This is a genomic window from Streptomyces sp. NPDC051286 (assembly GCF_044455345.1).
Classification (GTDB): domain Bacteria; phylum Actinomycetota; class Actinomycetes; order Streptomycetales; family Streptomycetaceae; genus Streptomyces.
The window spans coordinates 42,219-54,937 of the sequence record NZ_JBITER010000043.1 but is presented as its reverse complement, the minus strand read 5'-3'; the positions used below and the strand labels follow the sequence as shown (position 1 = coordinate 54,937).

Sequence of the window (12,719 nt, the reverse complement as noted above, 5' to 3'; positions counted from 1 at the left end):
CCGGCTTCCGCGCCAGTCCCGAGGAGACGCCCCGGAAGGGCCCCACCCACCCCACCACCGGACAACGCGGCGGCACCCCCGTTGCCGGGCAGCGCCTCCCAAGCCCGTCCGGCGATTGAGGACGGAACCGGTCACCCCGGACCCGGGGTGGGGTGGACGAGGGCCCGCCCCGTTGCTGGGCAGCACACTCAAGCCTGTCCGGCGATTGAGGACGGAACCGGTCACCCCGGACCCGGGGTGGGGTGGACGCGGGCCCGCCCCGTTGCCGGGCAGCGCATCCCAAGCCTGTCCGGCGCTTGAGGACGGAACCCCCCGCCCCGGACCCGGGAGACATCGCTCCGCGCGGCGACGCGGGAATGACCGGGGCCGTGCGCGCGTTCACCAGGGGTGCGGAGGGTGCCTCCGCGCTGCCGCGTGCCCGCGGTCCGCCCCGACATCCTGGAGAGAAGAAGAGTCATGCGCGTCGAGATCTGGAGCGACATCGCCTGCCCCTGGTGCTACATCGGCAAGGCCAGGTTCGAGAAGGGCCTGGCGGGGTTCGCCCATCGCGACGAGGTCGAGGTCGTGCACCGGTCCTTTGAGCTCGACCCCGGCCGGGCCAAGGGCGATACCGTGCAGGTGATCGACATGTTGGCGCAGAAGTACGGGCGTACACGTGAGGAAGCGCAGGCCATGGAGGCGAACGTCGCGGCCAACGCGCAGTCCGAGGGGCTCGGCTATCTGACCGAGGGACGTGACCACGGCAACACCTTCGACATCCACCGGCTGCTCCACCTCGCCAAGGCCCGCGGCCGCCAGGACGAGCTGCTGACGATTGCCTACCGGGCGAACTTCGCCGAGGAGCGGTCCGTCTTCGACGCCGAGGTGCTGGTCGAGCTGGCCGCCCAGGCCGGACTCGACGCCGACGAGGCGCGTGCCGTGCTCGCCGACCCGGAGGCGTACGCGGCCGAGGTGCGGGCCGATGAGCAGGAGGCGTCCGAGCTGGGCGCCAACGCCGTGCCGTTCTTCGTGCTCGACCGGCGGTACGGGATCTCCGGCGGCCAGCCTGCCGAGGTCTTCGCGCAGGCGCTGGAGCAGGCGTGGAAGGACCGTCCGCTGACCGCGATCGGCTCGGACGCGGCGGCCTGTGACGCCGACGGGGCGTGCGAGGTCCCGCAGTCCGGCGCCCAGGGCTGACGCCGCGCACATAAGCACCGCTTGGGGATTCCCCTTAACTTTTCGCAGTTGACGATGAGTTGAGGGGAATCCAGGGTGGACGCATGGAGATCTCCTCGTTCACCCAGACGGTAGACGCCGAGTTTGCGCCCAAATCCACGTATCTCAACACCGCGACCTGTGGGCTGCTGCCCCGCCGCACCGTCGAGGGGGGGGTGAAGGCCCTCGTCGACGAGAACGCCGCGGGCGCCGTCCCCGGCGGGGGAAGCTTCGAAGTGGTGGACCGGGCGAGGGCCCGGTTCGCCGGGCTCGTCGGCGTCGGCCCCGACCGGGTCGCCATCGGCAGCTCGGTCGCCGTGCATGTCGGGCTGATCGCGGCCTCGCTGGCGCAAGGTGCCGAAGTGCTCGTTCCCGAGGGGGAGTTCAGCTCGGCAGTCGGCCCGTTCGCGGCCCGCGGGGATCTGCGGATGCGGTACGTCCCGCTGGACGGCATGGCCGAGGCGGTACGGCCCACGACCTCGCTGGTCGCCCTCTCCTCCGTACAGTCCGCCGACGGCCGCCTCGCCGACCTCGACGCGGTCCGGGCGGCGGCCGCCGCGCACGGAGCCCGGGTGCTGCTCGACGCCACCCAGTCCGCGGGCTGGCTGCCGCTGGACGCCGGGGCGTACGACTACACCGTCACCGGCGGCTTCAAGTTCCTGCTCTGCCCGCGCGGTACGTCGTTCCTCACGGTCACCGAGGAGGCGCAGGAGACCCTGCGGCCTCTCTACGCGGGCATGATGGCCGCCGAGGACCGCTGGGGCAGCGTCTACGGTCCGGTCGAGCGGCTCGCCGGCACCGCGCGCCGCTTCGACGCGGCGCCCGCCTTCCTCGCCTACCACGGGGCCGAGCACTCTCTCGCGTTGCTGGCCGAGATCGGCATCGATGCCGTGCACGCCCACAACACCGCGCTCGCCGCCCGGTTCCGTACCGGACTGGCTGGGATCGGTCACGAGCCGGTGCCCGGCCGGACCGCGATCGTCGCCGTGCCGGGGCTCGGCAGCCGGGAGCCCGCGCTGGCGCGGGCCGGGATCACGGTCTCGGACCGGGCCGGGAATCTGCGGGCGGCGTTCCACCTCTACAACACGCAGGCCGATGTGGACCACGCGCTGGAGGTGCTGGCGGACTGACTGTCCCGGCCCGCGGCGCTGATCCGGTCCCACGGCTGCCGGATCGTGGTCGGCTCCGGCCGGGACGCAAGCGCCGCAGGCGAGTTGTCGACCGTTGTCAGCGGCAGCGGATGGGATCCGGCGGATCCGGGCGTCCGGCAACGTAGGGGAGAACAAGACACTGTTCGACTGCAACGCGACGTTGCTCCCGGCAGCGAGCCGGTTCTCCCGTCGGTGTCGGCTGGGGTGTGCGCCCCTGATCCGTGCGGGAGGCCGTCAGGAAGCAGGCGTGTCCAGCGGCGCGCTCCGCCACTTCCACGAGCTGACGCGCTCACGCCCGGGCAGCTCGGCGCGGCCGGTGGACCAGAGCAGGACGGTCCACCGGTCGGCGTCGTCCGGGGCGTCCGGGAACAGCCGGGCCAGTACGCGGTCGCACAGATCGGCGGGCGGTGCCCAGGAGATGTCCAGGCCCCGAACGACATCGTGCGTATGCACCAGGGTCTCCACGATTCCCATCGCGGCGAAGCCCTCCGGGTCCGAGATCCCGTACGCGTGGTATGAGCGGACATCCGCCAGGGTGGTCCGTACCATCGCCGCCAGCAGTGCCCCGCTCGCCTCCAGGGTCTGCAGCAGACCGACCGCACCGGCATCGGGGTCGGCGAAGATCGCGTTGGCCGGACCGCCCTTGCGGTCGGCTCCCCAGCGGTACGGCACCTCGCGGTCCAGCGGCGGCTTCTTGGGGCCCAACTGGGCGGCGTACGCGAAGAGATCGTCGTTCAGGTGCTCCACGGTCTCCCAGGAGTCCCATTCCAGCGTTCCGGCGGGTGCCCGCCAGTGGTCCTCCGGAACCTCCCGGAGCGCGGCGAGCGAGAGATGGACCGCGGTGGTCACGTCGTCCGCGGTGACCGGCAGCCGGGTTGCGGTCAGCGTGGCCTTTTCCGCGGCGCTGCACTCCACGCAGAACTCATTGCCCTCGGGGTCGGCGAGCGTCGCCCAGCCCCGGCCGTTCGGCTTGCGGTGGTCGCCGACGAGCGTGGCGCCGAGGGCGAGCAGCCGCTCGACCTCTTCGTCACGGGTACGGTCCTGCGGCTGGATGTCCAGGTGGACGCGGTTCTTGCCGGCCTTGGGCTCGGGTACCGAAATGAACAGCAGTGCGGCGCCAGGGGTCTCGACGAGTGCCTCGGGATCACCGGGCCGGTCCTCGTCGGACAGCTGCGCACCGAGCACCTCGGCCCAGAAACTGCCGAGCCTGTAGGCGTCGGCGCAGTCGATGGTGACGTGTCGTACGAGTGAAGTCATGGTCTCACTCTCGTTGCTGTCGGACCGCCGGGTCCACCCGATTGTGCCGGTGGGCGGGGACCGCCTGAGCCGTCCCCGCCCACCGTGCCACCGCCTCATCCCACCGGCGAGAAGTCCCGTGACCCGATGAACTCCGGGCGCCTGGCCGGCGCCGCGAACGGTTCCTCGGCCGCGTTCTCGACACTGTTGAAGACGATGAAGACATTGCTGCGCGGGTACGGGGTGATGTTGTCCCCCGAGCCGTGCATGCAGTTGCAGTCGAACCAGGTCGCCGAACCGGCCGGGCCCGTGAAGAGCCGGATGCCGTACCGGTCGGCCATCCTGGTCAGCGCCTCGTCGGACGGGGTGCCGGCCTCCTGCATCCTCAGCGACTTCTTGTAGTTGTCCTTCGGTGTCCTCCCCGCGCATCCGAGGAACGACTTGTGCGAACCGGGCATGATCATCAGCCCGCCGTTGGTGTCGTGGTTCTCGGTCAGCGCGATCGACACGGACACCGCCCGCATGCGCGGTAGACCGTCCTCGGCGTGCCAGGTCTCGAAGTCCGAGTGCCAGTAGAACCCCGAAGCGCCGAAGCCCGGCTTGACGTTGATCCGCGACTGGTGGACGTACACGTCCGAACCGAGGATCTGGCGGGCCCGGCCCACCACCCGCTCGTCGCTGACCAGCCGGGCGAAGACCTCGCTGATCCGGTGGACATCGAAGACCGATCGGACGTCCTGCGACGTGGGCTCGATGACCGAGCGTTCGTCGGCCCGGACCGCGGGATCGCCGATCAGCCGGTCGAGCTCGGCCCGGTAGGCGGCGACCTCGTCGGGCGTGATCAGCTGGTCGACGGTGAGGAAGCCATCACGCTCGAAGCCCTGCAGGTCCTTCACGGCGACCGGGCCCGGGGCGCCGGGAGCCGACCAGATGACCGGGTCCTGGCGGGGAGTGATCAGCTCGGCCGAGCTCCGGGTGGGATACAGATCGGCGCGTACATCGGTGGTCATCGTTCAGCCCTCCTCGGTCAGCAGGGGATAGACGCCGTTCTCGTCGTGGTCCTCCCGTCCGGTGACGGGAGGGTTGAAGACGCAGACGCAGCGGAAGTCGGTCTTCGGGCGCAGCGTGTGGTGCTCGTGCCCGTTCAGCAGGTACATCGTGCCGGGGGAGATCCAGTGCTTCTCGCCGGTCTCGTCGTTGGTGAGCTCGGCCTCGCCCTCGGTGCACAACACAGCCTCGATGTGGTTCGCGTACCACATCGACGTCTCCGTGCCCGCGTACAGCACGGTTTCGTGGAGCGAGAAGCCCACCTTCTCCTTGGCGAGCACGATGCGCTTGCTCTCCCAGGTGCCGGAGGCTGCCTTCACATGCCGGTCGGTGTTCTCGATGTCACTCAACGATCGGACGATCACGGTGAGTCGGTGCCTTTCTCTTCTTTTCTCTTCTGTGTCTCTGCGCCGGGGTGTCAGTCGGTCTCGTGGACGCAGCGGACCAGCGTGCGCAGTCCCTCGTCCAGCTCCTCGGGGGTGATGGTCAGGGCCGGCAGCAGCTTCACGACCTCGCTCTGCGGTCCGGAGGTCTCCACCAGCAGCCCCAGTTCGAAGGCGCGGGCGCAGACCGCGTCGGCGCGCGAAGCGTCAGCGAACTCCAGTCCCCAGACCAGGCCGCGGCCGCGGAACCGGGCGCCGAGCAGGGCTTCTTCGTCGCAGATCGCCGCCAGTGCCTGCTCGATCTGTTCGCCGCGGGCCAGGGTCTGCTTTTCTATCTGGCCGTCCGCCCAGTAGGCGTCGAGAGCGGCGGCGGCGGTGACGAAGGCGGGATTGTTGCCGCGGAAGGTGCCGTTGTGCTCGCCCGGTTCCCAGACGTCCAGCTCGGGGCGGAACAGGCAGAGCGACATGGGCAGTCCGTAACCGCTGATGGACTTCGACAAGGTGACGATGTCCGGGGTGATGCCGGACTCCTCGAACGAGAAGAACGCGCCCGTACGGCCGCAGCCCATCTGGATGTCGTCGACGATCAGCAGCATGTCGTGGCGGTGGCACAGATCGGCCAGCGCCCGCAGCCACTCGGGTCGCGCCACATTGATGCCGCCCTCGCCCTGCACCGTCTCGACGATCACGGCGGCGGGCTGGTTGAGACCCGATCCCTGGTCCTCGAGGAGCCGCTCGAACCAGAGGAAGTCCGGGACCCGGCCGTCGAGATAGTTGTCGAACGGCATCGGCGTGCCGTGCACCAGCGGGATACCGGCACCAGCCCGCTTGAAGGCGTTGCCGGTGACGGCGAGGGAGCCGAGCGACATGCCGTGGAAGGCGTTGGTGAACGAGACGACCGACTCGCGTCCCTTCACCTTGCGGGCCAGCTTCAGCGCGGCCTCGACCGCGTTGGTGCCGGTCGGGCCGGGGAACATCACCTTGTACGGAAGGTCGCGCGGGCGCAGCACCACGTGTCGGAAGGTCTCCAGGAAGGAGCGTTTCGCGGTGGTCGCCATGTCGAGGCCGTGGGTGATGCCGTCGCGCTCGATGTAGTCGATCAACGCGCGCTTCAGTACCGGGTTGTTGTGGCCGTAGTTGAGGGATCCAGCACCGGCGAAGAAGTCGAGGTACGTGTGGCCGTCCTCATCGGTCAGCCGGGAGCCCTGCGCACGGTCGAACACGGCGGGCCAGCCGCGGCAGTAGCTCCGTACCTCCGACTCCAGGGTCTCGAAGACGCTGGGAGTGTCAGCAGCGCGGCCGTAGGCCGCTCGGCCGAGGGTGGCGGCGGGAGACGGGCGGGAGGGCGGGGTGATGGTCACAAGGGATCTCCTGCTCGAGGGGTGGGAGGGCGGCGGTGCGGTCTTCGTCGCGCTCAGGCATGGAACGGACCGATGCGGTAGAGCACTTCCGACAGGTGCGACCCCTCGGGGAACAGCCCGCCGTCGAACAGCACTTCGCGTTCCAGGCCCACGTCATGGCGGAGTGCGTAGGAGGTGAACAGCCGGTCGGACGCGGTGTTGTCCGGGGTGACGGTGGTCTCGACGGAGGCCAGGCCCTGCACTGCGGCGACCCGCGCGGTCAGCGAGTCCAGCAGTTTGGCGGCCAGCCCGGTCCCGCGGTGGCCGGGTTCGACGGCCACCTGCCAGACAACGAGCGTCTCGGGGTGGTCGGGCCGGATGTATCCCGTCACGAAGGCGACCGGTTCGCCGGTCTCGTCGCGGGCGACCACGGAGGTCGCCGCGAAGTCACGGCACCACAGCAGGTAGCTGTACGAGGAGTTGAGGTCCAGGACCTCGGAGTCGCGGGCGATACGCCAGATCGCGGCTCCGTCCTCCACTCGCGGGGTGTCGATGGTGAGGAATTCGCTTCGGGCACGTGCAAAATCTGCTGGTGCGGCGGTCATGCGAATTGAATTTACCCAGCAAATTCTGAAATTTCCTCGACGCGAAGGGTTGGGTGAAACAGTCCTTTGTGTTATCGCGCGGGCGCGCGCCCGGGCGTGAAACGGTGAAGGTTTCTGCTGATATATCCGTCACTTATCCGGCAAATCTTCCCCGGATGTGGAGTCGGTCACAGCGTCGTAACTCCGCGGAGGTGTGGCTGAATTGTGCGGATCGACGCTGCTGAAACTTGAGAGTTTAGGGTCCGGGAAAGCGGGCAAAAGGATGCGGGGAGCTGCCCTGAATGGAACAGCTCCCCGCGTTGGTGAATTCGTGGCGGTCCGCCGCCGGATCGAATGGCGAACCCCTCCGGAATTTATTCGTTCGGCCAGGCCTCCGAGACGGCCCTGCGGGCAGCTTCGAAGTCGACCGGCCGGCCCGCGTCGGCCAGCGCCGCCCCCAGAGCTGCGAGCGAGGACTGCACCGCGCCCCGCGTCGCGTCCGCACCGTAGTGATTGACCCGGATCATCTCCTTGGACAGCGCCCCGCCGCCCGCGATCAGCGGCAGCGACGGGTCGGCCGCGAGTGCCTTGGTGACCAGCCCGGCGGCGTCGATCCCCGCCGGGGCGCGCAGCGTCGTGGCGACCGGCGCCGCGTCCCGCGCCTCGTGCACGTAAGGCGCCAGGCCACCGCTGAGCGCCACCGCGCCCGCCCGCGTCGCCGCGGCGGCCGCCGCGTGCCGTGCCGTCAGCGCCTCCAGCCCCTCCGTCTCGATCCGCTCCACGCACGCCTCCAGGGCCAGCATCTCCAGCTGCGCGGGGGCATGCAGGAGCGCCTTGCGGCCGCCGTCGATCCAGCGCTGCTTCCAGTCCAGGAGCGAGAGGTACGAGTGACGGGGGGCCTCGGGGTTGGCGGCGATCCGCTCCCAGGCGCGCTCGCTCACCGACACCGCCGATACCCCGGCCGGGCCGCCCATCGCCTTCTGCGCGCCGATCACGCACAGGTCGACGCCCCACAGGTCCGGCAGCAGCGGCTCGGCGCCCACCGAGGCGACGGCGTCCAGCATGAACAGCGCCCCGTGCGCCCGGACGACCTCACCGATCTCCGCGACCGGGTTGGTGTTGCCGGTCGCCGCCTCCGCGTGGACCAGCGAGACGAAGTCGATCTCCGGGTGCGCGGCGAGCGCCTGCGCGACCTGGTCGGCGGTGACCGCCGTGTGGAACGGAACCGCCAGATCGATGACATTGGCACCGCAGTCGCGCAGCCAGTTCCCGAAGGTCTGCCCGTACGGCCCCGTGACCACGTTCAGTGCGGTCGAACCGGGCCGGGCGCCGCCCCGGATGCAGCCTTCGAGGGGAAGCAGTGCCTCGCCCTGCATGATGACGACGTCCTGCTCGGTGGCGAGGAGGCCGGCCACCCGCCGCTCGATGGCGGCGAAGTGTGCGGCGGTGAGCGGGGCGAGGTCGAGGAAGGGGTGCGTCACGGTGGTGCTCTCTTCGGATCGGATCGGCCTGCGGTTCGGCGTACGAACAGCGCTTCCGTCGAGAGTACCGAGGCCGCCATCGGCCGCCTCGTACAGTGCTGCCATGAGAGATCACACGGTGAAGCCGGTGCTGCATGTGAAGGGGCGGGTACTCGTCGGTCCCGACGACGTACGGGACGAACTGTGGGCCGTCGACGGGCGGATCTCGTACGAGCGGCCGCCCGGCGCGGACGCGGCGGAGACTGTCGCCGGCTGGGTGCTGCCGGGCCTCGTGGACGCCCACTGCCATGTGGGGCTCGATCGCCACGGCCCGGTCGACGCCGCCACGAGCGAGAAGCAGGCGCTCACCGACCGGGAGGCCGGCACGCTGCTCATCAGGGATGCCGGATCGCCCTCCGACACCCGGTGGATCGACGACCGTGAGGACCTTCCCAAGATCGTTCGGGCCGGACGCCATATCGCCAGGACCCGCAGGTACACCCGGAACTACGCCCATGAGATCGAGCCCGGCGACCTCGTCGCATACGTCGCGCAGGAGGCGCGGCGCGGCGACGGCTGGGTCAAGCTGGTCGGCGACTGGATCGACCGGGACGCCGGTGACCTGGCCGCCTGCTGGCCGCGCGGCGAGGTCGAGGCGGCCATCGCCGAGGCGCACCGGCTCGGCGCCCGGGTCACCGCGCACTGCTTCGCCGAGGCAGCCCTCGTCGATCTCGTCGAGGCCGGGATCGACTGCATCGAGCATGCGACGGGGCTGACCGAGGACACCATCCCGCTCTTCGCCGAGCGCGGTGTCGCGATCGTCCCGACGCTGGTCAACATCGCCACGTTCCCGGACCTCGCGGCCGGCGGCGAAGCCAAGTTCCCGCGCTGGTCGGCGCATATGCGGCGGCTGTACGAGCGTCGCTACGACACCGTGCGTGCGGCGTACGACGCGGGCGTGCCGGTCTTCGTCGGCACCGACGCGGGCGGCTCGCTGGCCCATGGCCTGGTGGCGGCGGAGGTCGACGAACTGGTCACGGCGGGCATCCCGCCCCGCGAGGCACTCTCGGCGACGGCCTGGGGTGCGCGCGCCTGGCTCGGGCGGCCGGGTCTGGAGGAGGGCGCCCCGGCGGATCTGGTGGTGTACGAGGCGGACCCGCGGGTGGATGTACGGGTGCTGGCGGCGCCGCGCCATGTGGTGCTGAACGGCCGTGTGATCTGCTGATGCCGGCGCCGCGTTGACAGCCAGTGACCGGACGGGGCTCGCGCTCGTTGAAGCACCTCAGCGCACATCCCGGCGCAGTCGGCCGGCACCTCGCACACGCTCGGCGGATCGGGTGACACCGAGGGGCGCATGCGCCGAGGTATTCGAATACAGACACGGAAACCCCCTTTGGGGTGAACTCGCCTTAGGCAACCGCCAGTTCACTCTCTGTACGAAAAGATTCACGGAGTCGAGGCCACCGGTGCCCGCGATGTCCCCCATTGGACGGCGCCGGTGGCTCCATGTCTCTTGTGGGGGTTCCACCATCTTGAACAGCAACACCTTCCGCCTCGCCGCACTGGCGGTTGCCGCCGCGCCCGTCGCCCTGCTGGTTGCCGCCCCGGCGCACGCCACCGGGTCCACCACGACCACCGGCGGCGGGAAGGCGAGCGCGGTCGTGCTCCGCACCGCACTCGACGTCTCACTCCTGAACAAGACGGTCGACGTGCCGCTGAAGGCCACGCTCAACGAGGTGCACGCACCGGCGAGCGCCGAGGAGACCGCACTCAGCGTGCGGCTCGACGGCGTGTCGCAAGGCCGCCCGGTCGACGTGCTGCGTGCCGACGTGGCCACGGCGGACGCGACCGTCGACAAGCACAGGGCCGAGGGCTACAGCAACCTGGCGAAGGCCCGCGTCCATGTGCCCGGACTGCCGCTGCTCTCGCTCATCGAGGTCGAGAAGGTCACCTCCAAGGCTGTCTGCGAAGTGGGTCACAAGCCCGTTGCCGAATCGAATGTGCTGGGTCATGTCACGGTCCTCGGCCGGAAGATCACGCTGACGGCGGGCGGCACGACACGGGTGGCGGTGCCCGGCGTCGGCGAGGTCGTTCTCGACCTGTCGAAGACGCAGACCACGTCACGTACTGCCGCGGCGACCGCGCTGCAGCTGAAGGTGTCGGTCAACCCGCGCAAGCTCAATGTCGCCGAGGTCGAGGGCGAGGTCACGCTCGCCGAGGCGACCTGTGAGACCCCGAAGGCGGCCGCTCTCAGCGCCAAGCCCACCGAGCCCGCGGGGGGCGACTCCGGCGGAGGCAACAGCGGTGGCAGCACCGGCGGCGAGGTGAAGCCGCAGACCGGGACCGGCCACGCCCCGGCAGCGGTCGGCACGAACCTCGCGGAGACCGGTGGCAGCTCCGCGACGCCGTACCTCGCGGGCGGAGCGGCGTTCCTGCTGGCGCTGGGTGCGGGCGCGACGGTCGTGGCACGCAGGCGCGCCCAGGACTGACACCGACCCGGCCCGAGGGGCGGGACAGGGGGAAATCAGGGGGGATGGGGAGCGGCGTTCACACAGGGGTGAGCGCCGCTCCCCGTCAGCGGTTCCTGGGGGAGGCGAGCACCTGGAGCGCCTGATCGAGCGCCTGCAGAAAACGGTTGGTCGTCACGCGGTCGCGCACGGCCAGCCGCAGCCACTGCGGACCGAGCCCCGGGAACGTATCGCCGCGCCGCGCCGCGAAGCCCAGCGCCCGCAGTCGCTCCCGCACCTCCGCCGCCCGCTCCAGCCGCACCAGTACGAACGGCCCTGCGGCAGGCTCCGCCACCCGCACTTCGGCGAACTCCATGAGCCCGGCGATCAGATGGGCCCGGTCCACCGCGATACGGTCCGCCGCGGCGGCCGCCTCCACCAGCGCCCGCGGCTCCATGCACGCCTCGGCCGCCGCCAGCGCGGGGGACGACACCGGCCACAGCGGCTGCGCCTCCTGGAGCGCGCCGATGGTTTCCGGGGAAGCCAGCACATAACCGATCCGCAGCCCCGCCAGCCCCCATGTCTTGGTGAGGCTGCGCAGCACGACGAGGCCCGGGACGTCCGTACGCCCGCACAGCGCCTCGCGCTCGCCCGGCACCGCGTCCATGAACGCCTCGTCGACCACCAACGTCCGCCCGGGGCGCGCCAGTTTCTCCAGTGCGGCCGTCGGGTGCAGGACCGACGTCGGGTTGGTCGGATTGCCGACCACCACCAGATCCGCCTCCTCGGGCACGGCCGCCGGATCCAGTCGGAAACCGTCCTCCGCGCGCAGCAGCACCCGCCCCACCGTGTGCCCGACCGCGCGCAACGCCGCCTCGGGCTCGGTGAACTGGGGATGCACGACGACCGGCCGCCGGGCCGGCAGCGCCCGCGCGATCAGCACGAACGCCTCCGCCGCACCCGCCGTCAGCAGGACCCGGTCCACCGGCAGCCCGTGCCGTGCCGCAACCGCGGCCCGCGCGCGGCCCCCGTCCGGGTAGGCGGCGAGCGTGGAGAGGGACGCGGATATTCGCTCCTTCAGCCAGGCCGGGGGCGTATCGGTACGTACGTTGACGGCGAGGTCGGTCAGATCCAGGCCGCGGACCTCCGCGTCACCGTGGTGCCGCAGATCGTGCTGTCCGTCCGCGCGGTTGACATCGGGTCTCTCAGTGGGAGTGTGCATGACTTCCAGAGGGTGTGGGGGGCGGGTTCATGGCGATGGGGATGGAGCGACAGCAGGACGACTATGTGCCCGGCACCGCACTCGACGCAACGGTCGGATCCGGATGCGCCTGCGAAGCCCGCCGGGCCACCGCACAGGTCACCTTCCCCACCCGCCCCGCGGGGTTCGACTTCCGCTTCGGTACGAGGAGTTCGTCGGCGTGGACGAGAGCCGCCGCCTCCGCGACCGACGCCGAACCGACCGCGGCGAGCACGGCGCCCGACGGATTCGGTACGGCAACTGCGGAGAGTTCCTCCGCGCTGTACCCGCGCACGGGAACGCCCAGCCGCGCCGCCGCTCTGACGATCCCCGGCTCCTCGGTCTTCGTGTCGAGCGTCGCCAACTCCACGACGCCGCGGGGCGACAGCCCCGCCTCGTGCAGTACGGACGAGATGAGCTCCAGCACCTCACCGGCCGGGGCACCACGGCCCGCGCCGACCCCGACGACCAGGGCGTGTTCCGAAAGGAGCGGCGTCCAGTGCGTGCGATCGCAAGGCGGAGGGTCGCCCCGGTACCGGTCGTATCGGGGCGAGCCCGACAACGCAGCGAGCGTGCGTGCCAGACGCCGCCAGGCAGGCGGGACTTTCGAAACGCGCCCTGGCAGAACCATGGGGTG

At 70.7% G+C, this 12,719-nt stretch carries 10 protein-coding genes and 1 pseudogene; 4 read left to right on the top strand and 7 right to left on the bottom strand.

What is annotated here, in order from left to right; translation table 11 throughout:
• The first annotated feature begins 456 nt into the window (after window positions 1-456).
• Window positions 457-1,176, top strand: coding sequence for a DsbA family oxidoreductase (locus ACIBB8_RS30435; RefSeq protein ID WP_398957529.1), 720 nt, complete (start codon window positions 457-459; stop codon window positions 1,174-1,176).
• An 83-nt stretch (window positions 1,177-1,259) separates the two neighbouring features.
• Window positions 1,260-2,324, top strand: a complete 1,065-nt coding sequence (locus tag ACIBB8_RS30430; protein ID WP_398957527.1) for an aminotransferase class V-fold PLP-dependent enzyme — start codon at window positions 1,260-1,262, stop codon at window positions 2,322-2,324.
• A gap of 255 nt (window positions 2,325-2,579) precedes the next feature.
• Here ACIBB8_RS30430 and ACIBB8_RS30425 read toward each other — a convergent pair whose 3' ends face one another.
• The 6 genes from ACIBB8_RS30425 to ACIBB8_RS30400 all read right to left on the bottom strand — a co-directional run bounded on the left by ACIBB8_RS30425 (window position 2,580) and on the right by ACIBB8_RS30400 (window position 8,416).
• Window positions 2,580-3,602, bottom strand: a complete 1,023-nt coding sequence (locus tag ACIBB8_RS30425; RefSeq protein ID WP_398957525.1) for a VOC family protein — start codon at window positions 3,600-3,602, stop codon at window positions 2,580-2,582.
• A 95-nt stretch (window positions 3,603-3,697) separates the two neighbouring features.
• Entirely contained in the window at window positions 3,698-4,591 is an 894-nt protein-coding gene (thpD, locus tag ACIBB8_RS30420) for an ectoine hydroxylase (RefSeq protein ID WP_398957523.1), read from the bottom strand.
• 3 nt (window positions 4,592-4,594) lie between these two features.
• Window positions 4,595-4,993: an ectoine synthase gene (locus ACIBB8_RS30415; RefSeq protein ID WP_358860876.1), complete on the bottom strand. Its 399-nt coding sequence runs from the start codon at window positions 4,991-4,993 to the stop codon at window positions 4,595-4,597.
• A 53-nt stretch (window positions 4,994-5,046) separates the two neighbouring features.
• Complete coding sequence (gene ectB / locus ACIBB8_RS30410) at window positions 5,047-6,372, bottom strand: diaminobutyrate--2-oxoglutarate transaminase (protein WP_398957521.1); 1,326 nt, start codon at window positions 6,370-6,372, stop codon at window positions 5,047-5,049.
• 53 nt (window positions 6,373-6,425) lie between these two features.
• The gene (ectA, locus tag ACIBB8_RS30405) at window positions 6,426-6,890 is read right to left on the bottom strand and encodes a diaminobutyrate acetyltransferase (RefSeq protein ID WP_398957541.1); all 465 of its coding nucleotides are present in this window, start codon (window positions 6,888-6,890) and stop codon (window positions 6,426-6,428) included.
• A gap of 419 nt (window positions 6,891-7,309) precedes the next feature.
• On the bottom strand, window positions 7,310-8,416 hold the full coding sequence (locus ACIBB8_RS30400; RefSeq protein ID WP_398957539.1) for a pyridoxal-phosphate-dependent aminotransferase family protein: 1,107 nt from the start codon (window positions 8,414-8,416) through the stop codon (window positions 7,310-7,312).
• Between the two features lie 103 nt (window positions 8,417-8,519).
• On the opposite strand from ACIBB8_RS30400, the gene ACIBB8_RS30395 reads away from it, so the two are divergent.
• Both ACIBB8_RS30395 and ACIBB8_RS30390 read left to right on the top strand, forming a co-directional pair.
• On the top strand, window positions 8,520-9,620 hold the full coding sequence (locus tag ACIBB8_RS30395; protein WP_398957519.1) for an amidohydrolase family protein: 1,101 nt from the start codon (window positions 8,520-8,522) through the stop codon (window positions 9,618-9,620).
• Window positions 9,621-9,927: 307 nt separating this feature from the next.
• Window positions 9,928-10,884, top strand: a complete 957-nt coding sequence (locus tag ACIBB8_RS30390) for an SCO1860 family LAETG-anchored protein (protein WP_398957517.1) — start codon at window positions 9,928-9,930, stop codon at window positions 10,882-10,884.
• 85 nt (window positions 10,885-10,969) lie between these two features.
• Here the strand turns inward: ACIBB8_RS30390 and cobC are convergent.
• Window positions 10,970-12,509: pseudogene (gene cobC / locus ACIBB8_RS30385) on the bottom strand (Rv2231c family pyridoxal phosphate-dependent protein CobC).
• Window positions 12,510-12,719 lie beyond the last annotated feature (210 nt).

Excerpts from the sequence above, each read along its gene's own strand:
- thpD (WP_398957523.1), bottom strand. The coding sequence starts at position 4,591 with ATGACCACCGATGTACGCGCCGATCTGTATCCCACCCGGAGCTCGGCC.
- ACIBB8_RS30435 (WP_398957529.1), top strand. The coding sequence starts at position 457 with ATGCGCGTCGAGATCTGGAGCGACATCGCCTGCCCCTGGTGCTACATC.
- ACIBB8_RS30395 (WP_398957519.1), top strand. The coding sequence starts at position 8,520 with ATGAGAGATCACACGGTGAAGCCGGTGCTGCATGTGAAGGGGCGGGTA.
- ACIBB8_RS30430 (WP_398957527.1), top strand. The coding sequence starts at position 1,260 with ATGGAGATCTCCTCGTTCACCCAGACGGTAGACGCCGAGTTTGCGCCC.
- ACIBB8_RS30425 (WP_398957525.1), bottom strand. The coding sequence starts at position 3,602 with ATGACTTCACTCGTACGACACGTCACCATCGACTGCGCCGACGCCTAC.